Origin of the sequence: Streptomyces sp. NPDC087844 (genome assembly GCF_044742785.1) — a bacterium.
Classification (GTDB): domain Bacteria; phylum Actinomycetota; class Actinomycetes; order Streptomycetales; family Streptomycetaceae; genus Streptomyces.
Genome location: NZ_JBIUVD010000011.1, coordinates 107,829 through 127,957 on the forward strand (window position 1 = coordinate 107,829; position 20,129 = coordinate 127,957).

Below are 20,129 nucleotides of genomic sequence, written 5' to 3' on the forward strand. Positions count from 1 at the left end.
GTGCGGCGAGGTGCTCGTACGGGGAAGAGAAGCAGCTCACGGGCTCCTCGCCCCGCCGCTCGCCGGTCCGTCGTGGGGCGGGGCCCCCGACGGCGGTGCGGCCCCCGGATAGACTCGGCCGCATGGTCCGATCGTCCCGTGGTGACGCGAGCCCCGGGATGTGGCGGCGCGAGGCGGGCACCGTGGTGCGCCGCGTGGCGCCGTTCCCGGAGCGGACGGCGGCCTCCTACGCCATCGTCGCCGGGCTGCAGATTCCCCCCGTCCCCACGGAGTGGGCGCCGCACTCGCACCCCCTGCACGAGCTCGTCTGGGTACGCGGGGGAACACTGACGTCCCGGGTGGAGGACCGCGTCTTCACCGTGTCCGAGGGCCACGGACTGTGGATGCCCGCCGGAGTGGTCCACGGGGGCCGGGCGACCGCGGGCGCGAAGTTCTACGGAGCCTTCTTCGCCCCCGACCGTGCGCCGCTCGCGTTCGCGTTCGCGTCCGCCTTCGCGTTCGAAGAGCCCAGAGCGATCGCGATGACGCCGTTGCTGGAGTCGCTGCTGACCCATCTGTCCCGGACGGATCTCGACACGGCTGCCAGGGCGCGGGCCGAGTCGGTCGTGTTCGACGTGCTCCAGCCGTCGGAACACCGGTTCGCGCTGCAACTGCCGGGCGACGCGCGGATCGACGCGATCGCCGAAGCCCTGCTGGACGATCCTGGCGACAACCGCTCCCTGGAGGAGTGGGCGCGGTGGCTGGGGATCAGCGACCGCACGATCACCCGCGCGTTCAGGCAGGCGACAGGCCTGTCCTTCGCGCAGTGGCGACAGGTGCTGCGCGTCCATCGGGCGCTGACGCTCCTCGCCGAGGGGCTCGACGTGACGACCGTCTCCGAGACGCTCGGCTACGCGCAGCCCAGCACCTTCATCGCCTCGTTCCGGCGGGTCATGGGCACCACGCCCGGCGCGTTCTTCGACGCGGCCGACGCGGCCGACGCAGCTCCCGCCCCTCGTGAAGGTGTCCGGAATCCCGTATTGCCTGTCCAAAACTCCTGATTGCCGACATCGGAAGCGGAACATACTCTTCTCGGAGTTAGGCAACCCTTAGTTCGGTGATCGCCGGGCGGAGGGAGTGCCGTTCTCCCTGCCTCTCCGAGCGTCCGGACCCACTGATGTTGACAAGCCCCTTCCGGCGCGCCGGTCGTCCCGTGGCCGACCCCGCCATGCCGGCGGCCGCCCTCAACGGGCACGACCTGGTCCTGCGGTACGGCGGCACACCGGTCGTCCACGGTGTCTCGCTGTCCCTGGAACCCGGCCGCGCGACCGCCCTGGTGGGGCCGAACGGGAGCGGGAAGTCCACGTTGCTGCGCGCTCTCTCCCGACTGCACCGGGTGGACGGCGGCCGGCTGACGCTCGGCGCCCCCGAGGGGCCGCACGAGCGTGACGCGGCCCTGCTCAGCGCCCGCCGGTTCGCCCGCGAGGTCACGCTGTTCTCGCAGTCGCGGCCCGCGCCCCAAGGGCTGACGGTCACAGAGGTCGTCGCGTTCGGACGGCACCCGTACCGGCGTGGCTTCGCCGGACCGACCGCCGAGGACCGGAGCGCCATCCACCACGCCATGGGTGTCACCGGCGTACGCGAGATGGCGCAACGGCCGGTCGGAGAGCTCTCCGGCGGGGAGATGCAGCGGGTCTGGCTCGCGGCCTGCCTGGCCCAGGACACCGGCGTGGTGCTGCTGGACGAACCGACCAACCACCTGGACCTGCGCTACCAGATCGAGACCCTCGACCTGATACGCGATCTCGTCGAGGAGCACGGCATCGCGGTCGGGGTCGTACTGCACGACCTCGACCAGGCGTCCCGCGTCGCGGACACGCTGGTCCTGATGCGCTCCGGCCGTGTCCACGCGGCGGGCAAACCCGTCGACGTCCTCACCGCGGAGAACATCGGCGAGGTCTACGACATCCGGGTCGAGGTCGGCGTGGACCCCCGCACCGGCCGTCTCCGTATCGACCCGCTCGGCCGCCATCCCGCCTGAACCCCTCGCAAAGCCCCTCTCGCAGGACGGCCCCTCTCATAGGAGCCGCCGTACCGCAGTGCGTCCCACCGCGCCGCGGTGCACCCCTGCCGCGACGCGCCCTGTCGCAAGAACAAGCAAGAACAAGCAAGAACAAGCAAGAACAAGAAGCAAGAAGCAAGAAACAAAAACAAGAAAGAGGACCCCTCATGAACCGTGCCCGTCGTCTTGCGGCATCGGCCTCCACAGGACTCATCGTCCTCGCCGCAACGGCCTGCGGCACGACCGACGTCGACGACAAGGCCGACGCCGGCAGCAGTGCGAGCGCGTCACCCGCGTCGCAGAGCTGCGCCGACGACACCACGGCCACCTCGACGAAGCCGGTCTCCTTCAAGGACGGCGTCGGCCGACAGGTGAAGCTCGACAAGCCCGCCAAGCGGATCGCGGTCCTGGAATGGCAGCAGGTCGAGGACGCGCTGACGCTGTGCGTCACCCCCACCGCGGTCTCCGACGCGAAGGGGTACAGCACCTGGGTCAGCGCCGAGAAGCTGCCCGGCGGCGTGACCGACATCGGCACCCGCGAGGAGCCCGACCTCGACACCCTCTACGCGGCGAAGCCCGACCTCATCGTCGTGGAGGCGTTCGACGCCGACGACGAGACCCTCAAGAAGCTGGAGAAGCGAGGCGTCCCCGTGATGGCCACGCGGGGCGCGTACCCGAAGGACCCGATCGGGAACATGCGTGACGTGTTCAGCATGATCGGCGAGGCGACGGGCCGCACCGAGCGGGCCGACCAGGTGCTCAAGGAGTTCGACGACCACCTCGCGACGGCGAAGAAGCAGGTCACCGACGCCGATCTGCCGACCAAGGACTTCCTGTTCTTCGACGGATGGCTGGAGGGCGGCAACCTCACCGTCCGCCCCTACAGCGACGGCGCCCTGTTCACCGAGATAGGCAAGGAACTGGGCATGAAGCCCGTGTGGACCGACGACGTCAACAAGGCCCACGGGGACGGAGGCGTCGACAAGTCCTACGGCCTGGCGCAGACCGACGTCGAGGGACTCACCTCGGTGGGCGACGCCAACCTCTTCTACGCCAATGACGAAGGGGCCGGCGGATACGTCGCCGCCCTGGAGAAGAACCCGCTCTGGAAGTCCATGCCGGCCGTCAAGGAAGGCCGCGCGCACGCGTTCCCGGCACGGGTGTGGGGCGCCGGCGGTCCGCGCTCCTGCGCGCAGGCGATCGACGCCTACGTCGACGTACTCGACAAGAAGTGAGCACAACGCAGACCTCGGCACCCCGGAAGGAAGCAGCGCCGCCGCGCGTCGAGCACGGTGGCGGTCCCTCCGGGGTGGCCGTCCTGGCACTCCTCCTGGTCGTGACCGTCCTGGTGGGCATGTGGCATCTGACGCAGGGGACGTCGGGCGTCGGCGTCGGCGACCTCGTGCGGTACTTCGCCGGGGAACGCGCGGACACCGGCGGGGCGGCGGTCAGCGAGATCCTCATCGGCTCGCGCCTGCCGCGCCTGTTCGCGGGCGTGGCGGTGGGCTTCGCCCTCGGCTGCGCCGGCGCGCTGCTGCAGTCCGTCACGCACAACACGCTCGCCTCCCCCGACACCCTCGCGGTCACCGCCGGCGCCTACTTCACGCTCACGCTCGTCGCGGCCTTCGGTCTCACCGTCCCGCTCTGGGCGTCGGGCGCCGTCGCCTTCGCCGGCGGCCTGGTCGCGGCGGCGCTCGTACTGCTGCTCGCGGGCCGGGCCGCGGGCACCACGGGCACCCGCCTCGTCCTCGCCGGATCGGCGACGGCGATGGCCCTGGACGCGGCGAGCGGGATGCTGCTCATCCTGTTCAAGCAGAACACGACCGGCCTCTTCGCCTGGGGAAGCGGCTCGCTCGCCCAGCTGAACATCGACGCGTCGGTACGCGCACTGCCCCTGGTGGCCATGGTGCTGTGCGTCGCCCTGGCACTGTCCCGGCGGCTCGACGTGATGAACCTCGGCGACGACGCCGCGGCCACCCTCGGTGTGCCGATCCGGTCCACCCGGGTGACCGCCGTGATCTGCGCGGTGCTCCTGACCGGTACAGCGGTGACCCTCGCGGGCCCGATCGCCTTTGTCGGCCTCGGCGCGCCCGTCCTGGCCCGCCTGATCGCGGGACGGGTCCGAGCACTGCGCCGACACCTGCTCCTGGTGCCCGCGGCGGGGCTGCTCGGCGCGCTGCTCATCCTGCTCGCGGACGCGACACTGCGGGCGGTGCAGGGCGCGGACGGGGCCGCCTCCATTCCCACCGGCGTACCCACCGCGCTCCTCGGCTCCGTCGTGATCGTGGTCCTCGCACTCCGCCTGCGCGACACGGGACAGCTCAGGCAGCCACCGAACGCGCGGGTCGCCGCACGCTCGCGCCGCGCGTACCTCCTCGTCGTGCTCGGCTCGGTGACACTCCTGGCAGTGGCGGCCCTCGTGGCCGTCCTGGCGGGCAGCCTCTGGCTGCGGACGGGAGACATCGCGCTCTGGGCCCGGGGCGCCGCCCCCGACCTGATCGGGCAGGCACTCGACGACCGGGTCCCGCGTGTGCTCGCCGCGATCCTCGCCGGCGCGGCACTCGGGCTGGCCGGATGCGTCGTACAGAGCGCGGTGCGCAACCCGCTGGCGGAGCCGGGCGTGCTCGGCATCACGGCCGGCGCCGGGCTCGGCGCGGCGGCCGTCGTCACGTCGGGCCTGTCCGGCGGACGGCCCCTGCTCATCGTGGTCGCGGTCGCGGCGGGGCTCGCCACGTTCGCGGTGATCGCCCTGTTGTCCTGGCGGGGCGGCTTCCTGCCCGACCGGTTCGTACTGATCGGCATCGGCTGCGGGTACGGCCTCAGCTCTGTCACCACGTTCCTGCTGCTGCGCGCCGACCCGTACAACACGCCCCGGATCTTCACCTGGCTCTCCGGTACGACCTACGGGCGCACCTTCCCCGACGTCGTACCGGTCGCGCTGGCCCTGGCACTCGCGCTTCCCGTGCTGCTCGCCATGCGTGACCGGCTCGACCTGCTCGCCGTCGACGAGGACACCCCGCGCATAGTCGGCGTCAGGCCGGTACGCACACGTTTCGCGGCCCTGGGGATCGCCGCGGTGCTCGCGGCACTCAGCGTGATCGCCGTCGGAGTCGTCGGCTTCGTGGGGCTCGTCGCCCCGCATCTCGCCCGGTCACTGGTGGGTGCCCGGCACGGTCGCGCGATCCCGGTCGCGATGCTCCTCGGCGGACTGCTGGTCTGCGTGGCCGACGCCCTCGGCCGCACGGTCGTCGCACCCGCCCAGGTGCCGGCGGGCCTCATGATCGCCCTGGTGGGCGGCCCGTACTTCGTCTGGGTGCTCCGGAAGTCCCGTGGATGACGCGGGACCGCCGCCGGACCGCCGCCGGACCACCGCCGCGGTGCCGCCCGAGCAGGAGCGCCAGGAGCAGCGGCAAGAGCCTCAGCAGCAGCAGCAGGAGCAGCAGGAGCAGCAGGAGCAGCAGGAGCAGCAGGAGCAGATGGAGCAGATGGAACAGCGGGAGATGTCGAAGAGCGTCGTCGTTCCTTTCGAGCGCGGCACACGGAGCCCGCTGCTCGGACGACTGGACGTACCGGAGCGCTGGCACACGGTCGACCGTTCCGCCCACGCCCTCCACATCGTGGCGGTGCCGGATGCCGACGGGGCGGCCTGGACCGCCGCCGCCCTCGTGACGGCCCGCCCGGGCACGGCCTACTGGAAGATCGTCGACGCCGTCGGTGACGTACCGGCAGCCGTCCGGGCCGTCGTCGCCCACGCACGCGGGCGGGGGCTCGCGCAGGTCAAGTGGGAAGGATGGACGGCGGCACCGGAGGTCGCCGCCGTCGCCGGCTTCACGCCGCTGCGGTCCCCGCTCGCGGAGTCGGAGGGCTCGGCGGGCCCTGCGGCCGGTTACGTCCGCTGGCTGCACGCCGACCCGGTGACCGACGGCCCGTACCTGGACTCCCCGTACCCCGACTCCCCGTACCCCGATCCTCCGTACCCCGACTCCCCGTACCCCGACTCCCCGTACCCCGACCCCCCGTACCCCGACCCCCCGTACTACGGCCAGAGCACGCACTTCACCTGTGGTGCCGTCACCGCCCTGGTCGCGCAGGCGCACGCGGGGACGTTGTCGCGGGAGGCGCTCGACCGCGAGGCGGAGCTGACGCTGTGGCGCGACGCGACCAACTTCCCCGCGTGCGAACCCGTCGGACTGGGCGTCGCCGTACGCCGGGCGTGGCCTTCGTCCGCCGTCACGGTCCACCTCGACACGGACCGGCCCGTCCTGCTCGACCACTATCCGGAGAACGAGCGGGAGTGGCGTGCCCTGCTTCAGCGCACCTCACGTACGGAGGCGGGGCGGACGGGCGTGCCGGTCGACCCGGACCGCCTCTCCCTGACCGCGATCCGGAACGCGATCGGCCGACGGGAGCACGTGCTGCTCCTCGTCTCGCTCGCCGCGATGCAGGGATTCGACGTACCGCACTGGGTGCTCTGCCACGGCGTCGTACCGGGCGCCGTCGTGATCGAGGATCCGTGGGCCAACGCGGCCACGGGGGACACCTGGGTGGACGCCCACCTGCTGCCGGTCCCCGACCAGTCGCTCGACACAATGTCGAGCATGTCGGCGGCCCCGGCGGCCCCGGCGGATCTCGCGGCTTCGGCGGATCCGGCGGTGGACGGCTTTCGCGGGGCCGTGGTGATCGGCCGCCGATCCTGAAGCGCACGGCGCTCATCGGCGGCCGGGCCACGCCATGCCGGGCCACGCCATGCCGGGCCATACCATGCCGGGCCATACCATGCCGGGCCATGCCACGCCGGGGCGCGCCAGGCCGGGTAGGGCGGGGCCGGGTAGGGCGGGGTCTGCCGGGTTCCGCCCTACCCGGTCGTCGTGCCAGCCCCTGTCAGAGCCGGGACAGCTCGTCCACCAGGTCGTCGAGGCCCAATGACCCCTGGGACAGGGCCGCCATGTGCCACGCCTTCGCGTCGAAGGCGTCCCCATGACGTTCGCGCGCGTTCGCCCGGCCCAGCAGCCAGGCGCGCTCGCCGAGCTTGTAGCCGATGGCCTGGCCGGGGATGGAGAGGTAGCGGGTCAGCTCGCTCTCCACGAAGTCCGCGGGGCGGCTGCTGTGCGCGCCGAAGAACTCCTGGGCCAGCTCCGGAGTCCACCGCTCACCCGGGTGGAACGGCGACTTCGCCGGAATCTCCAGCTCCAGGTGCATGCCGATGTCGACGATGACACGGGCCGCGCGCATCATCTGCGCGTCCAGATAACCGAGCCGCTCCTCGGCGTCCTTGAGGTAGCCGAGTTCGTCCATGAGCCGTTCCGCGTACAGGGCCCAGCCCTCGCAGTTGGCGCTGACGCCGCCGATGGTCGCCTGGTAGCGCGAGAGGTCCTCGGCGACATGGGCCCACTGGGCGAGCTGGAGGTGATGGCCGGGGACACCCTCGTGGTACCAGGTCGACACCAGGTCGTACACCGGGAAACGGGTCTGCCCCATCGTCGGCAGCCACGTACGGCCGGGGCGGGAGAAGTCCTCCGTGGGTGCCGTGTAGTACGGGGCGGCGGCGCTGCCCGGCGGGGCGATGCGGGACTCCACTTTCCGTACCCGCTCGGCGAGTTCGAAGTGGGTGCCGTCCAACTCCTCGATCGCCCGGTCCATCAGGTTCTGGAGCCACTCGCGGACCTCGTCGACCCCTTCGATGTGCCGGCCGTGCTCGTCGAGGTGGGCGAGCGCCACCCACGGCGTCGCGGCGCCGGGCAGTACCTTCTCGGCCTCCTTCTCCATCTCGGCGAGCAGCCGGTGGTACTCGGCCCAGCCGTACGCGTACGCCTCGTCCAGGTCGAGATCCGTACCGTTGAAGTAGCGCGACCAGCGTGCGTACCGGTCGCGGCCCACCGTGTTCGGCGCACCCTCGATCGCGGGCGCGTACACGTCACGCATCCAGTCGCGCAGCGCGACCACGGCGGCGGTCGCCGTCCGGGCGGCCTCGTCGAGTTCCGCGCGCAGGGGGGCCGGTCCGGCCGACGCGAAGTCCTCGAACCAGCCGCGGCCCGAACCGTCCGTGTCCGACCACTCGGTGAGCTGCTCGACGAAGGTCGCGGTCGGGCGCGGACCCGCGTACAGCTTGCGCTCCAGGCCGAGGGAGAGGCACTCGCGGTAGCCGTCGAGGGCCGTCGGCACCGCGCGCAGCCGCTCGGCGATCGCGGCCCAGTCCTCGTCCGTGTCCGTCGGCGTCACGGTGAACACCTCGCGCACCGCGTGCACGGCCGTGTGCATGTTGCCGACGGCCCGCAGGCTCTCCTCGGCGTCGTGCACGCCGAGTTCGGCGGTGAGGCGCTCGCGCAGCAGGCGTGCGCACCGGCGCTCGATGTCACTGTCCGCGCCCGGCTGCCGCTCCGCCTCGTCGAGCCGGGCCAGCGTCGTCCTCGCCAGTCGCGCGAGCGCCTCCTGTCCGCCGGGCGAGGTGTCGGGCAGCCTGCCGGAACTCTCCTTCACGCCGAGGTACGTACCGGTGACGGGGTCGAGGGCGATGAGTTCGTCGACGTAGGTGTCGGCGACCTCTCGGGGCAGCGGGTTCTTCGTCTGTGACATACGGCCATCCTCATACGGGGACGGCCGCCGCGTCAGCCCGGTTTTCCAGGCCTTTTGCCGTGTCAGTCCGATTTCGCCGAGGGCGTGGCGCCCTGCGGCGTGGTGCCCTGCGGGTCGGGCGGCAGCAGGGGGCCGCAGTCCCACTGCTGGAAGATCAGCCGGGTTTCGACGCGTGCCACCTCGCGGTGCGCGGTGAAGCCGTCGAGAACCAGCCGCTGCAGATCCGCCATGTCGGCGACCGCGACGTGTACCAGATAGTCGTCGGGCCCGGTGAGATGAAAGACCGTACGCGACTCCGGCAGCGACCTGATCCGTTCCACGAACGGGCCGACCAACTCCCGCCGATGCGGCCTGACCTGCACGGACAGCAGCGCCTCCAGGCCCCGTCCCAGCTTCGCCGGATCGAGCCGCAGCTGATGGCCGAGGATGACACCCGAGCGGCGCAGCCGCGTGACCCGGTCCAGGCAGGTCGAGGGCGCCACCCCGATCAGCGCGGCGAGATCCCGGTACGTGGTCCGGGCGTCGTTCTGCAGAAGGCGCAGAAGATGCAGGTCCACCGGGTCCAGTACGACGGATTCGGCCATGCGGCGAACGTAGCACGGTGTTTTACGCCGTCATCCCGGTTGTTGTTCAGGCTGCCTGCATGGATCTCGGCAGCACTGACATACGCGACGGGTGCGACGGCATGGCGGACACAACGGACAGGGCGAGCGAGGTGTCGCGGATCGGTGTACGGGCCCTGGACACCGAAGCCGTGCACGCGGGGCGTGACGATCTCGCCCGGCAGGGCCTGCACGCCGTGCCGATCGATCTGTCCACGACCTATCCGTCGTACGACAGCCGGGGCGAGGCGGCACGCATCGACGCCTTCGCCACCGACGGGGCCCAGCCGGACGGCCCGCCGGTCTACGGCCGGCTCGGCAACCCGACCGTCGCCCGCTTCGAGACGGCGCTCGCCCGGCTGGAGGGCACGCGGAGCGCCGTGGCCTTCGCGAGCGGCATGGCCGCGCTGAGCGCGGTACTCCTCGTACGCAACTCCATGGGACTGCGCCATGTCGTGGCCGTGCGGCCCCTGTACGGCTGCAGCGACCACCTGTTGACCGCCGGGCTGCTCGGCTCCGAGGTGACGTGGGTCGACCCCGCCGGGATCCGGGACGCCCTGCGGCCGGACACCGGTCTGGTCCTGGTCGAGTCACCGGCCAATCCGACACTCGCCGAACTCGATCTGCGGGCGATCGCCCACGCCTGCGGAAGCGTTCCGCTGCTCGCCGACAACACCTTCGCCACCCCGGTGCTGCAGCGGCCCGTCGAACAGGGGGCGCGGCTCGTGCTCCACAGCGCCACCAAGTACCTGGGCGGGCACGGAGACGTGATGGCAGGCGTGGTGGCCTGCGACGAGGAGTTCGCCGGACGGCTGCGGCAGATCCGGTTCGCCACGGGAGGCGTGCTGCATCCGCTCGCCGGTTATCTGCTGCTGCGCGGACTGTCGACGCTGCCCGTGCGGGTGCGCGCCGCCTCCGCGAACGCCGCGGAACTGGCCCGGCGTCTCGCCGCCGACCCACGGGTCGCGCGGGTCCACTATCCGAGGCTCGGCGGCGCCATGATCGCGTTCGAGGTCCGCGGCGACCCGCACGAGGTGATCGCCGCGGTCCGGCTGGTCACCCCGGCGGTGAGCCTCGGCAGCGTGGACACCCTGATCCAGCATCCCGCCTCGATCAGTCATCGCGTCGTGGACGCCGAAGACCGGCGGGGGAGTGGCGTGAGCGACCGGCTGCTGCGGCTGTCGGTGGGACTGGAGGACGTGGAGGACCTCTGGCGGGACCTGGACGGGGCGCTGGGGACGGCGGGGCGTCGCGGCGCACCGCGTGCTGAGAGCGTTTGACGGCAGTCCGTAACGGCGGCAGGCCGGCATGGTCGCCGGGCCTGCCGCCGTTACGAACTCAGCCGTTACGAACTCAGCCGTTACGAACTCAGCCGTTACGAACTCAGCCGTTACGAACTCAGCCGTTACGAACTCAGCCGTTACGGACTCAGCCGTTACGGACTCACGGGCCGTCCCGTCAGTCGTGCACGGAGTGCTCGCGCTCGTGCCCGGCACCCTCCGCGTGCGGCGACGCCGTCTCCAGCCGGGCCGTGATGACGAGGGTGCCCTCCTCGATCTGGTAGTCGAGAGGGAGGTCGAGGCCGCGCATCGCGGCGACCATGCCGGTGTTGGCCGCCTGCGTGACGGCGTACACGCTGTCGCAGCCGGCCTCGACGGCCATCGCCACCAGGCGGCCGAGCAGTTCGCCGCCGATCCCGCGCCGCTGCCAGTCGTCCTCCACCAGCAGGGCGATCTCCGTCTCGTCGCCGTCCCACAGGAGATGCCCGAGCCCGACGACGCGCCCCGACGCGGTCTGCACGGCGAGCGTGCGTCCGAAGTGCGGGCTGAGGAGGTGCTTGAGGTACTTGTCCGCGTCACCGACGGGCCCGTGGTAACGCATGCTCAACGTCCGCTGCGAGCACCGCTCGTGCATGGCCTTCGCGGCCTCGGCGTCACCGGCGTCGGCACGGCGCACGATGATGTCCTTGCCCTGCGGCAATGTCAGTACGTCCCGGCTGCGCGGGACCCGCGGGCCGAGCCGCGCGTCCAGCTCCACCAGCGCACGGGCCCGGGCGAACTCCGTCGGCGTGAACGGCAGATACGGCCGCTCCACGGTGATCACTCCGCCTTCCGGTGCGCGCAACCGCATCACCGTGTCCTCAAGCGCCCCCTCGACGGGCGCGCCCGCCTCCGGACGGTCCCCGCGCACCGACGTGGCGGGCAGCGAGCGGATCGTGCACCGCCCCAGCAACTGCCGCAGTGCGAGAGGCAGTTCCGCGGCGTCCAGCGCCGTTCGGGTCGCGAGGCCCAGTACGCGAGTGGGCGCGTCCACCAGGTCGTGCGCGTCCGCCCGCTCGATCCAGGTGCCGAAGCCACCCGACAGCGACACCGCCCGCGTGACCTCGGACGCCGCCACCGGTGCGGGGGCGCGCAGCAGGAACTCGTCCACCGTGCCCTCGGTCAGCGGATGCGTCTGCAGGCTGAGGATGTCGACCCGAAGCTCCGCCAGTGCCACGCACAGCACGGCCAGCGAACCCGGCTCGTCCCGCACGGTGGTCCGCATCCGCCACAGCACGGTCTCGCCCGAGCCCGAGCCCGAGCCCGATCCGGGGCCCGATCCGGAGCCGTCACCGGCATCGGTCCCCGGTGAGCTCAGGTCGCCCTCGGCTGTCCCGGCCGGCCGCGGGGACGCGGTCGGCCGGGCGCCGGTATCGCCTGTCGGCGGGGCGTGACCGTGGCGTCGTGACCACCATGTGTGGAAGCCCGCCGTGGCGACCAGCGCGACCGCCGAGATCGCGAGGAGGGCGGGCCCGTCGGGGCCGTGCCCGATCAGGTTCGCCACGGCGTCGGCGACGGCCACCGCCGTGAACAGAGCGGCCAGTTCGACGAGGTCCCTGCGCCAGTGGTGGACCGGCCGACCGTTTTTCGCACGCGTCACATCAGAAATGTCTGGAGTCATGCAGCCACTGTGAAGTACGGGTGTTGCGTGATCGCGAACGCTTTGTGACTGATCGGTTAAGTATGCATCTGTCTTTTTTGTTGCATTTTTTATGATTCCCTTACGCAACTCGCCCGCCTGCCTGAACGACCTGGTCGGCCACGGGTGTCCGGGTCAGGCGGCCACCCCCTCTTCCAACGTGGCACGCAACCGGCGGGCCTGGGCCACGAACCGCGACGAACCGCTCCGCTCCGCCACCCGTGCGAGGTGCTCCACGTCGCCGTGCGCGCCGGTCCGCTCGGCGCACTCCGCGGCGACGGCCAGCAGTTCGCCCATCCCGCGGGCGGCCGGAGCGGCGCCGTCCGCGGCCAGACCCGCGAGCAGGGCGGGCAGCGCGGCCCCGAGTATCGACCAGACGGTGGCGTACGCCCCGGTGGTCGCCGTGATCCGTACGGACTCGGCGAGCCGCAGCGGCTTCACCGCCCCCTTCCGCACCAGCTGGCCCAGATCCCCGCCGAGCCTCGCGGCGTCCAACTGCCCTCGCGCGGCGAGCACCAGCAGGGCGTCCACCGCGCTGAACCGGTCCTCCGGGTGACGAGCACCCAGCCCGTACGCCACGCACAGGTGCACGGCCGCACCCGCTTCGCCCTCGGCCTCGGCGAGCAGCGGCAGAACCGCGGCCGCACCCCGGGTGTCCTCCACCGCGACCGTGGAGACCTCGCGCACCAGGCGCGCGGCCACCATCTCGCGCCGCCCGGGCACCACGGCCAGCCAGTGCTGCCGCTCGACCCGGTTCCAGTAGTGGGGGCAGTATGCGCGTGCCTCGAAGACGCCCACGGGCAGGCCGAGCCGACGGAACGCCAAGGGGAGATCTTTCGGCAGCCCGTCGAGCCCGTCGAGCCCGTCGAGCCCGTCGAGTTCGAGCAGGACGCGCTCCGCCGAGACGTGGCGGGTGCTCGTGGGTGTCGCCGGGCCCTCGCTCAGGAGCCAGCGGGCCAGCCGCTCACCCTCCACCGTGCCGAGCGCGGCGGCCCGTCCGGCGGCGGCCACACTCACCGCCCGGTCGTCGCGGCGCACCCGGAGCAGTGCCTGGGTGAAGTCGGCCCCGCCGGGCCGGGCGCCGAGCCGGTGGTACTCGTCGAGGCGGGCCACCAACTCGTCCGGCTCCAGGAACCCCGACGACCAGGTGGGCGTGGCGAGGAGGAACGGCATCGGGTCGGTTCGCACCCGGTAGGCCGCCTCCCACAGACGCGCGTTGAAGACGGCGGACAGCGCGCTGTGCACACAGGGGTCCGACATCGGACCGTGCTGATGGGCCTTGTGCAGCGTGGATGTGCGCACCCGGCCCAGCAGGGCCGCGAGCACCACCTCAAGGCCGTACGGATCGCGCCGGAAGTATTCGTCCGACGAGTGGTGGTGACCATCGGTGCCCATCCACCAGCTGCGGGCGACCGCCGGCTTCAAGGCCTCGGCCAGCTCCTCCCGACGCAGGTATGCGTGCCGTACCAGGCCGTCCAGGGCGCGCTCGAACACCCCCATGTCGGTGTCGGCCGACACCATCAGGGCTCCGACCTCCTCGGCCAGCTCGATCACCGAGTCCGGCGCGGGTGCGAGCCGTGACGGCTCCGGCGCGGGCGGCAGCAGCTCCAGGTGCGGCTGCGGCGCGAGCTCGTCCGCGTACAGTCCCAGGGCCGCGGTCGCGCGTGCCCGCAGACCGGCGCTCAACCGGGCTGCGCCCTCGGCCACTTCGTCCCGCGCCCGCGGGTTCGCCGCGCCGGCCTCGCCGATGTACCGCTCCACCAGCTTCAGCGCCCGCTCCTGTACGTCCGTGTCCTCGTGCCCGAAGGCGTGCGCCACCGCGGGCAGCAACTCCGCCGCGCTCGACGGATCGCGCCGGAGCACCTTCCCGAGGAGCACGAGCTGGGCGCGCACCAGCTTCTTCTCCGTGCGGAACAGCACGACGGCGGACATCTCGGCGAGCTGCCGGGGCGTGATCTCGCCGGCCAGCGTCAGCGAACCCAGCACCGACCGGGCGTGCGACGCCACGGTGGAGGCAGGGTGGGAGGTGAGCGCCAGCCAGTCCGCCACGCGCTGCCGCTCCTCGTCCCCGGTCGGCTCAAGCGCGGTCAACAGCTTGAGGAAGACTCGGCAGTCGGACGCCGCGACACCGCGCAGCAGCCGGGCGACGCAGGCGTCGATCATGGCCCTGCGGTCGAGGATGCCTTCCTCGGTGAGCCGCGCGAGGGCGTTGATCCAGCTCTCGGGGCCGTCACCGAACAGCCAGTCCAGGTGACCGCCGATGTCCGGGATCCCGAAGAGGGCGGGCACGAGTTCCGCCGTGTACGGGTCCTGGCGCAGCCGGTCCAGGACGGTGTCACCGCGCTGCCAGAGGCTGCCGATCTGCTCGACCCAGCCGACCACGTACGTCTCCGTCGTCGGCACCGGGCAACCGGACAGCCGTACCAGCCCCGCCATCAGCTCGTAGGGCACCTGGGAGGTCGACGGGCGGTCCGCGAGTCGCTGCGCGAGGTTGCCCAGCCACTCCCGCTCCCGGTCGCCCAGCACATGGAGCAGGACCGCGGGAGACGCCTGGGACCAGCGCATGTCGGCCGCGCCGATCCAGGCCGCCGTACCGGCCGCTCCGGTGTGGCAGGCCGCCCCGGCCGCGTGCAGCGTGGGGTAAGCCTTGCGGAACGTGGCGTCCCAGGGCGCGACCCGCAGCTCCTTGCGCAGTTCCTTGAGGGCCGGCAGGCAGAGCCGTCGCTCCGGATCCGTCATCCCGTCGAGCAGGCCCGCGGCCTCAGCCGTCCGCCCCGCCCGCACGGCCCTCAACAACGCGTCACTCACCGACACCACCCCGTTCACCGACACCACCCCGTTCACCGCGACCACCCTGTTCCTCGATACCGCCCCGCGCCTGGAAACCGCCCCGCTCACCGGCTCGTTCACCGGCACCGCGTCACGCGGCACCGACAGCGCACCGCTCATCGCGCACCCCCGTCGACCAGGACCTCCGCCTGCCCGGACACCGCGCCGCGGCGGACCATCCGTACCGCCAGCGCGTGTTTGCACGGCCCGCGTCCGCCGCGGTACTTGGCCCACCACAGGCAGCTGCAGCTCAGCACTCCCGCGTCGTCGCGCACCCGGTGTGCGTGCCCGTCCTGCGCGGTCACCGTGCCGAGGGCGCCGTCCAGGACCACGGCGCCCTCGCTCACGAGGTCCCGGGCGGCCCGCAGGCGGGGGTTGTGCCGCCCCACGCGCTCGGCGTCGTAGGGAAGTTCACGGTGGAAGTAGGCGGCTTCCGCGGTGTCGTAGCCCACGCGCCCCGAGGTGCCCAACCGGACGAGGGCCGCCCGTACGCGCTCGGCGGGCAGCCCCGAGGCGGCGGACAGGTCACCGACATCGATCCTGGGCTCCCACGCCAGCAGCACCGAGATCAGCTCCGCGTCCTCGGCGGCCTCGTCGGTCGCCAGTGCGTCGAGCACTCCGCCCTCACCGGAGAAACCTCGGGAGGCTTCGGGCGACAGTGTCAGCGTGAGCCGCATCCCGGGCAGGACGACCTCCCATGCACTGGCCGCCGCGGCGGTCCCGGTGAGCGCGGGACCGTACACCCGCAGGGCCGACGCGTGCCGGAGGACCCTCTGGAGAGCGATCAGCCGCTCCGGTCCGGGGAGGCAGACCGCGCCCGGCACCGGCCGGGTCGTCGGCCGCAGAACGCGCCCCGCGGGCACCACCCACCGCACACCCCGGGAGGAGCCGCGCGCGCCGGTGCGGGGCAGCGAGCGCAGGAACCGCACGGCCTCGGCCGCGGGCAGTTCGGCGCGCAGGTCGAAGCCTGCCGCCGTCACCTGCGCCTCGGCGAAGCCCCGCAGCCAACGGTCCGGCAGGGGCACCTTCTTCTCCACGACCGGCCCGTCCAGGGTGGTCACGGCCATCTCGTCCGGACCGACGCGCATGTGCAGCGGGTCGTCGGACCCGATCCTCGACAGCGCGTCGCGGAGGGGGTTGTTGACGTCGACGTTCGTCGTGCCGTGTCCCACCTCACCGCCGTCGAGACCCGCCGCCAGTACGTCCAGACGTGCGTACACCCCGCCGCAGCCGGAGAAGGACTCGAACCGCAGCCGGTCGCCGTTGCCCGTGACCACCGGGTCGAGGGACGACCGCAGCTGCTGCTGGTAGTAACGCGCCCCCGCCACGTCGGCCACCGCGAGCAACCCCGCCGACGCCACCTGAGGCGACGTCAGAAAGCCTGCGAAGAAACGGGTATGGTCCTCGACACCCCGGGGCGTCGTACCCCGCGAGGTCTCAAGTCCCAGGCGCCGGACGCCCGGTGCGGATTCCAGCGAGGAGGATCGGGTGTAGGCCACGGCCTGCAAGGATCGCGTCATGGAAAAACCGTAGAGGCGACCACTGACAATCGCTCTGACCTGCGAAGACGCGCAGATGTGCAGATGTTATGTGCAGACGTGCAGACGTGCAGATGTGCAGATTTCAGAAGACCCGGGCAGCCCGCGACGTGCCGCGTACCGGGGGATGACGCCGGTACGCGGCACGAGGCAAGAGATTACGGGAGTCGCAGACGTTCGCTTGCCTTCGGTGAACTACTGACCCACACGCCCCGGTTGCAGCACCTTCGTGAACAGCACGGTCCCGCCGGTCGCCCGCAGACGGACCGTCAGCTCGCCGCTCCGCCCGTCGATGTCGACCTCGCCGAAGTACTGGGGCGACTCCATGGGCGAGACGTTCGCCCTGTCGGGCGCCTGGACGAAGACCCGGTCCGGACCGAACGTGCCGTCCAGCGCGTTCGCCTGGAAACCGCCCGCGGCGAGCGGACCGGAGACGAACTCCCAGAACGGCGCGAAGTCCTTGAAGGCCGCCCGGGACGGGTCGTAGTGCTGCGCCGAGGTGTAGTGCACGTCCGCCGTCAGCCACACCGTGCCGGTGATCCGGCGGTGCTTCACGAACCGCAGCAGCTCGGCGATCTGCAGCTCGCGGCCCAGCGGCGCGCCGGGGTCGCCCTGGGCGACGGCCTCGATGTCCGTCGCGCCGTCCGGTACGACCAGGCCGAGCGGCATGTCGGAGGCGATCACCTTCCACACCGCACGCGAACGCGCCAGTTCCCGCTTCAGCCAGACCAGCTGCTCCGCGCCCAGGATGCCGACGGTGTCGTCGGGCTGCCGGTCCGGGGAGTTGGCGTTGCGGAACGTACGCATGTCGAGCACGAAGACGTCCAGCAGCGGACCGTGGCGTACGACCCGGTGCACCCGGCCGTCCTCACCCGTGGCGGGCAGGGTGGAGATCGGGAAGTACTCGCTGAAGGCCTTGCGCGCGCGGGTGGCGAGCGTGTCGACGTCCTTCACCGTGTAGCGGGCGTCGGTGAGGATCTCACCCGGGTACCAGTTGTTGGTGACCTCGTGGTCGTCCCACTGGGTGATCGTGGGGACCTGCGCGTTGAAGCGGCGTACGTTCTCGTCGAGCAGCGAGTAGCGGAAGTTGCCGCGGTACTCGGCCAGGGTCTCCGCGACCTTGGACTTCTCCTCGGTGGTGACGTTCCGCCAGACCCGGCCGTCCGGGAGCGTCACGGACGCCGACAGCGGGCCGTCCGCGTAGATCGTGTCGCCGCTGCACAGGAAGAAGTCGGGGTTACGGCGGCGCATCTCCTCGTACGCGTAGAGGCCGCCGATGTCGGGGTTGATGCCCCAGCCCTGGCCCACGATGTCGCCGGACCACAGGAAGCGGACGTCCTGGCGGCGTTCGGAGGGCGCGGTCCTGAAGGTGCCCGGTACGGGTTCGCCGGTGCGGCGGTAGTCGTCCGGGTCGGCCAGTGTCACCCGGTAGTGGATCTGCTCCCCGGACGGCAGGCCGCGCAGCGGGACCGTTCCCGTGAAGTCCGTGTCGGCGCCCAGGAGGGGGCCGTGCCATTTTCGCGACCTGTGGAAGGACTCGGTCGCGGAGGTCTCCACGATCATGCGGGCGGGGCGGTCGGAGCGGACCCACACCAGACCGGAGTCCGTGGTCACGTCCCCGGCCTGTACGCCCCAGCGCGCCTGGGGCCGCCCCGACAGAGCGAACGCCGGGGCCGCGCCGGCGGCGCCGAGGGCGGAGGGCAGGGCGAGTGCCGCCGACGCGGCGAGCGAGCCGCGCAGGACGCTGCGGCGGCCGGGGAGCGGGCTCGGCGGGCTGAGTGACATGGGGCGCCTCCTGGGGCGGGTTCGGCCGGTGTGCATGGCTACACCTACTGGTGTGCCGCAGCGCACGCGCAAACCGCAAGTGAACATCGCGCTGCGCCCCTGAAAGACTGCGCCGTTCCCCGCGCCCCTGAAAGCGAAGGATTGCGCCGTTCCCCGCGCCCCTGACGGCGAGAGACTGCGCCGTTCCCCGCGCCCCTGACGGCGAAGGATTGCGCCGTTCCCCGCGCCCCTTGCGGCGGGGCCCGTTGCTTTTAGGGGCGCGGGGAACTGCGCGGGCGACCCCTACCGGGCCCGCAGACGACATCCGGACCGATTCAGGCGCCCCGGCGGGCCGTCGCCGTCGCCATCGCGCGGACGCCCGTCCGGATGCCGCTCGGGGAGACGTGGGCGTAGCCCAGTACGAGGCGGACCACGTCGTCCGGAAGCGGCGCACGCGTGTATGACGCCAGCGAGCGGACAGCGATCCCCGCCGCCCCCGCGGACGCCAGGAAGCGGCCCGGCGGACCGTACCGCTCCGGAAGCGCGGCGATGGCGTGCAGACCGGCGGCGATGCCGGAGACCTCCGTACCGGGAAAGTGTTCCGCCAGCGCCGCGACCAGCGCGTCACGACGCAGGAGGTACTCGCGTCCGCAGCGCCGCAGTTGCCGGTCGTAGTCGCCGCGTTCCACGAAGCGGGCGAGCAGCGCCTGGTCGATGACAGGGTTACCGAGATCCAGCGTGCGCTTGCGTTCGACGACCTCCTCGGCGAGCGACGCCGGTACCAGCAGCCACCCGAGCCGCAACCCCGGCACCAGCGACTTGCTGACGGAACCGGTGTACGCGACGTGCTCCGGATCGAGCCCCTGAAGCGCGCCCACCGGGGCCCGGTCGTAGCGGAAGTCCCCGTCGTAGTCGTCCTCGATGACGAGCCCGTCCACCGCGCGCGCCCAGTCGAGGAGTTCCGCGCGGCGCCGCGCGGAGTACGCGATCCCCGTCGGGAACTGGTGCGCGGGCGTCGTCACCACGGCCCGTACCCCCGACGCGCGCAGCGCCCCGGTGTCCAGCCCCTCGTCGTCCAGCGGCAGCGGTACGGCATCGAGGCCGGCAGCCGCGTACAAGGCCTCGTGCCCGGGGCTTCCCGGGTCCTCCACGCCCACGGCACGCACCCCGCGCGCGTGGAGCACGAGTCCGAGCAGTGTGGTCGCCTGGGCCACCCCGGAGACGACGACCACCCGCTCCGGATCCGCGACCACCCCCCTGCGCCGGGTCAGCAGTTCGGCGAGGGCGGTACGCAGCCGCGGCAGCCCGCGCGGGTCCGGATAGCCCAGCGCGTGGTGGGGCAGTTCGGCGAGCACGCCACGCTGTGCGGCGGACCAGGCCGCACGTGGGAACAGCGACAGGTCGGGCGTGCCGGGCAGGAAGTCCGCCACGGCGCCCGGAAAGCGGGGCGCGAGGTCCCGTACGTGGGGGAGGGCGGCCCGGGCGGCACCGCCGACCCAGGTCCCGGCACCCCGGCCGCTGCGCAGGTACCCCTCCGCGGTCAACTGCTCGTACGCCTCCGTGACCAGCCCCCGGGACACCCCGAGATCGGCGGCCAGTTCGCGGCTGGAGGGCAGCCGGGTGCCCGGCGCGAGGCTGCCCGAGCGCACCGCCTCCCGCAGCGCGGCCTGCAGCGCGCGGCCACGCGCGCGTGGCGGTGCCGAGACGGCAGGCAGGAGCGTCTCCCAGGCGCCGGACCGGCCCGCCGCCGGTGGCGTATCCCGATTGGTCCGCGATGACGTCATGGAAGTGGACCTTAAACCGGACCGCCGTCGTTCATAGCGT

13 protein-coding genes are annotated in these 20,129 nt (G+C 72.2%); 6 read left to right on the top strand and 7 right to left on the bottom strand.

Features of this window, described 5'->3' with window-relative positions:
* The first annotated feature begins 122 nt into the window (after positions 1–122).
* The 5 genes from ACIOKD_RS22385 to ACIOKD_RS22405 all read left to right on the top strand — a co-directional run bounded on the left by ACIOKD_RS22385 (position 123) and on the right by ACIOKD_RS22405 (position 6,738).
* Positions 123–1,040: a helix-turn-helix domain-containing protein gene (locus tag ACIOKD_RS22385; protein ID WP_402086664.1), complete on the top strand. Its 918-nt coding sequence runs from the start codon at positions 123–125 to the stop codon at positions 1,038–1,040.
* 116 nt (positions 1,041–1,156) lie between these two features.
* Entirely contained in the window at positions 1,157–2,020 is an 864-nt protein-coding gene (locus ACIOKD_RS22390) for an ABC transporter ATP-binding protein (protein WP_402086666.1), read from the top strand.
* 188 nt (positions 2,021–2,208) lie between these two features.
* A complete protein-coding gene (locus tag ACIOKD_RS22395; protein WP_402086668.1) occupies positions 2,209–3,276 on the top strand; it encodes an iron-siderophore ABC transporter substrate-binding protein in 1,068 nt (355 codons plus the stop codon).
* Positions 3,273–5,378: an iron ABC transporter permease gene (locus ACIOKD_RS22400; protein ID WP_402086671.1), complete on the top strand. Its 2,106-nt coding sequence runs from the start codon at positions 3,273–3,275 to the stop codon at positions 5,376–5,378. Before ACIOKD_RS22395 ends, ACIOKD_RS22400 begins: the two co-directional genes overlap by 4 nt.
* A gap of 148 nt (positions 5,379–5,526) precedes the next feature.
* Positions 5,527–6,738 (top strand): peptidase C39 family protein, encoded by a 1,212-nt coding sequence (locus ACIOKD_RS22405; protein WP_402087031.1) that lies wholly within the window; start codon positions 5,527–5,529, stop codon positions 6,736–6,738.
* Between the two features lie 184 nt (positions 6,739–6,922).
* On the opposite strand, the gene ACIOKD_RS22410 is transcribed toward ACIOKD_RS22405, so the two are convergent.
* Both ACIOKD_RS22410 and ACIOKD_RS22415 read right to left on the bottom strand, forming a co-directional pair.
* On the bottom strand, positions 6,923–8,614 hold the full coding sequence (locus ACIOKD_RS22410) for a DUF885 domain-containing protein (protein WP_402086674.1): 1,692 nt from the start codon (positions 8,612–8,614) through the stop codon (positions 6,923–6,925).
* A gap of 62 nt (positions 8,615–8,676) precedes the next feature.
* Positions 8,677–9,198 (bottom strand): Lrp/AsnC family transcriptional regulator, encoded by a 522-nt coding sequence (locus ACIOKD_RS22415; RefSeq protein ID WP_402086677.1) that lies wholly within the window; start codon positions 9,196–9,198, stop codon positions 8,677–8,679.
* Positions 9,199–9,299: 101 nt separating this feature from the next.
* On the opposite strand from ACIOKD_RS22415, the gene ACIOKD_RS22420 reads away from it, so the two are divergent.
* On the top strand, positions 9,300–10,496 hold the full coding sequence (locus tag ACIOKD_RS22420) for a trans-sulfuration enzyme family protein (protein WP_402086679.1): 1,197 nt from the start codon (positions 9,300–9,302) through the stop codon (positions 10,494–10,496).
* A gap of 178 nt (positions 10,497–10,674) precedes the next feature.
* Here the strand turns inward: ACIOKD_RS22420 and ACIOKD_RS22425 are convergent, their stop codons facing one another.
* The 5 genes from ACIOKD_RS22425 to ACIOKD_RS22445 all read right to left on the bottom strand — a co-directional run bounded on the left by ACIOKD_RS22425 (position 10,675) and on the right by ACIOKD_RS22445 (position 20,089).
* Complete coding sequence (locus ACIOKD_RS22425) at positions 10,675–12,156, bottom strand: GNAT family N-acetyltransferase (protein ID WP_402086681.1); 1,482 nt, start codon at positions 12,154–12,156, stop codon at positions 10,675–10,677.
* A gap of 153 nt (positions 12,157–12,309) precedes the next feature.
* Positions 12,310–15,027 carry a DUF6493 family protein gene (locus tag ACIOKD_RS22430; protein ID WP_402086683.1) on the bottom strand — a complete coding sequence of 906 codons (2,718 nt, stop codon included), beginning with the start codon at positions 15,025–15,027 and terminating at the stop codon, positions 12,310–12,312.
* Positions 15,028–15,119: 92 nt separating this feature from the next.
* Positions 15,120–16,523 carry an SWIM zinc finger family protein gene (locus ACIOKD_RS22435; protein ID WP_402086685.1) on the bottom strand — a complete coding sequence of 468 codons (1,404 nt, stop codon included), beginning with the start codon at positions 16,521–16,523 and terminating at the stop codon, positions 15,120–15,122.
* 213 nt (positions 16,524–16,736) lie between these two features.
* Entirely contained in the window at positions 16,737–18,326 is a 1,590-nt protein-coding gene (locus tag ACIOKD_RS22440) for an alkaline phosphatase D family protein (RefSeq protein WP_402086687.1), read from the bottom strand.
* Between the two features lie 314 nt (positions 18,327–18,640).
* Complete coding sequence (locus tag ACIOKD_RS22445; RefSeq protein ID WP_402086690.1) at positions 18,641–20,089, bottom strand: PLP-dependent aminotransferase family protein; 1,449 nt, start codon at positions 20,087–20,089, stop codon at positions 18,641–18,643.
* Between the last annotated feature and the right edge of the window lie 40 nt (positions 20,090–20,129).

What these genes read in the sequence shown, in the direction of transcription:
- ACIOKD_RS22385 (WP_402086664.1), top strand. Translation starts at nt 123, where the DNA reads ATGGTCCGATCGTCCCGTGGTGACGCGAGCCCCGGGATGTGGCGGCGC.
- ACIOKD_RS22390 (WP_402086666.1), top strand. Translation starts at nt 1,157, where the DNA reads ATGTTGACAAGCCCCTTCCGGCGCGCCGGTCGTCCCGTGGCCGACCCC.
- ACIOKD_RS22395 (WP_402086668.1), top strand. Translation starts at nt 2,209, where the DNA reads ATGAACCGTGCCCGTCGTCTTGCGGCATCGGCCTCCACAGGACTCATC.
- ACIOKD_RS22405 (WP_402087031.1), top strand. Translation starts at nt 5,527, where the DNA reads ATGGAACAGCGGGAGATGTCGAAGAGCGTCGTCGTTCCTTTCGAGCGC.
- ACIOKD_RS22410 (WP_402086674.1), bottom strand. Translation starts at nt 8,614, where the DNA reads ATGTCACAGACGAAGAACCCGCTGCCCCGAGAGGTCGCCGACACCTAC.
- ACIOKD_RS22415 (WP_402086677.1), bottom strand. Translation starts at nt 9,198, where the DNA reads ATGGCCGAATCCGTCGTACTGGACCCGGTGGACCTGCATCTTCTGCGC.
- ACIOKD_RS22420 (WP_402086679.1), top strand. Translation starts at nt 9,300, where the DNA reads ATGGCGGACACAACGGACAGGGCGAGCGAGGTGTCGCGGATCGGTGTA.
- ACIOKD_RS22425 (WP_402086681.1), bottom strand. Translation starts at nt 12,156, where the DNA reads ATGACTCCAGACATTTCTGATGTGACGCGTGCGAAAAACGGTCGGCCG.
- ACIOKD_RS22435 (WP_402086685.1), bottom strand. Translation starts at nt 16,523, where the DNA reads ATGACGCGATCCTTGCAGGCCGTGGCCTACACCCGATCCTCCTCGCTG.
- ACIOKD_RS22440 (WP_402086687.1), bottom strand. Translation starts at nt 18,326, where the DNA reads ATGTCACTCAGCCCGCCGAGCCCGCTCCCCGGCCGCCGCAGCGTCCTG.
- ACIOKD_RS22445 (WP_402086690.1), bottom strand. Translation starts at nt 20,089, where the DNA reads ATGACGTCATCGCGGACCAATCGGGATACGCCACCGGCGGCGGGCCGG.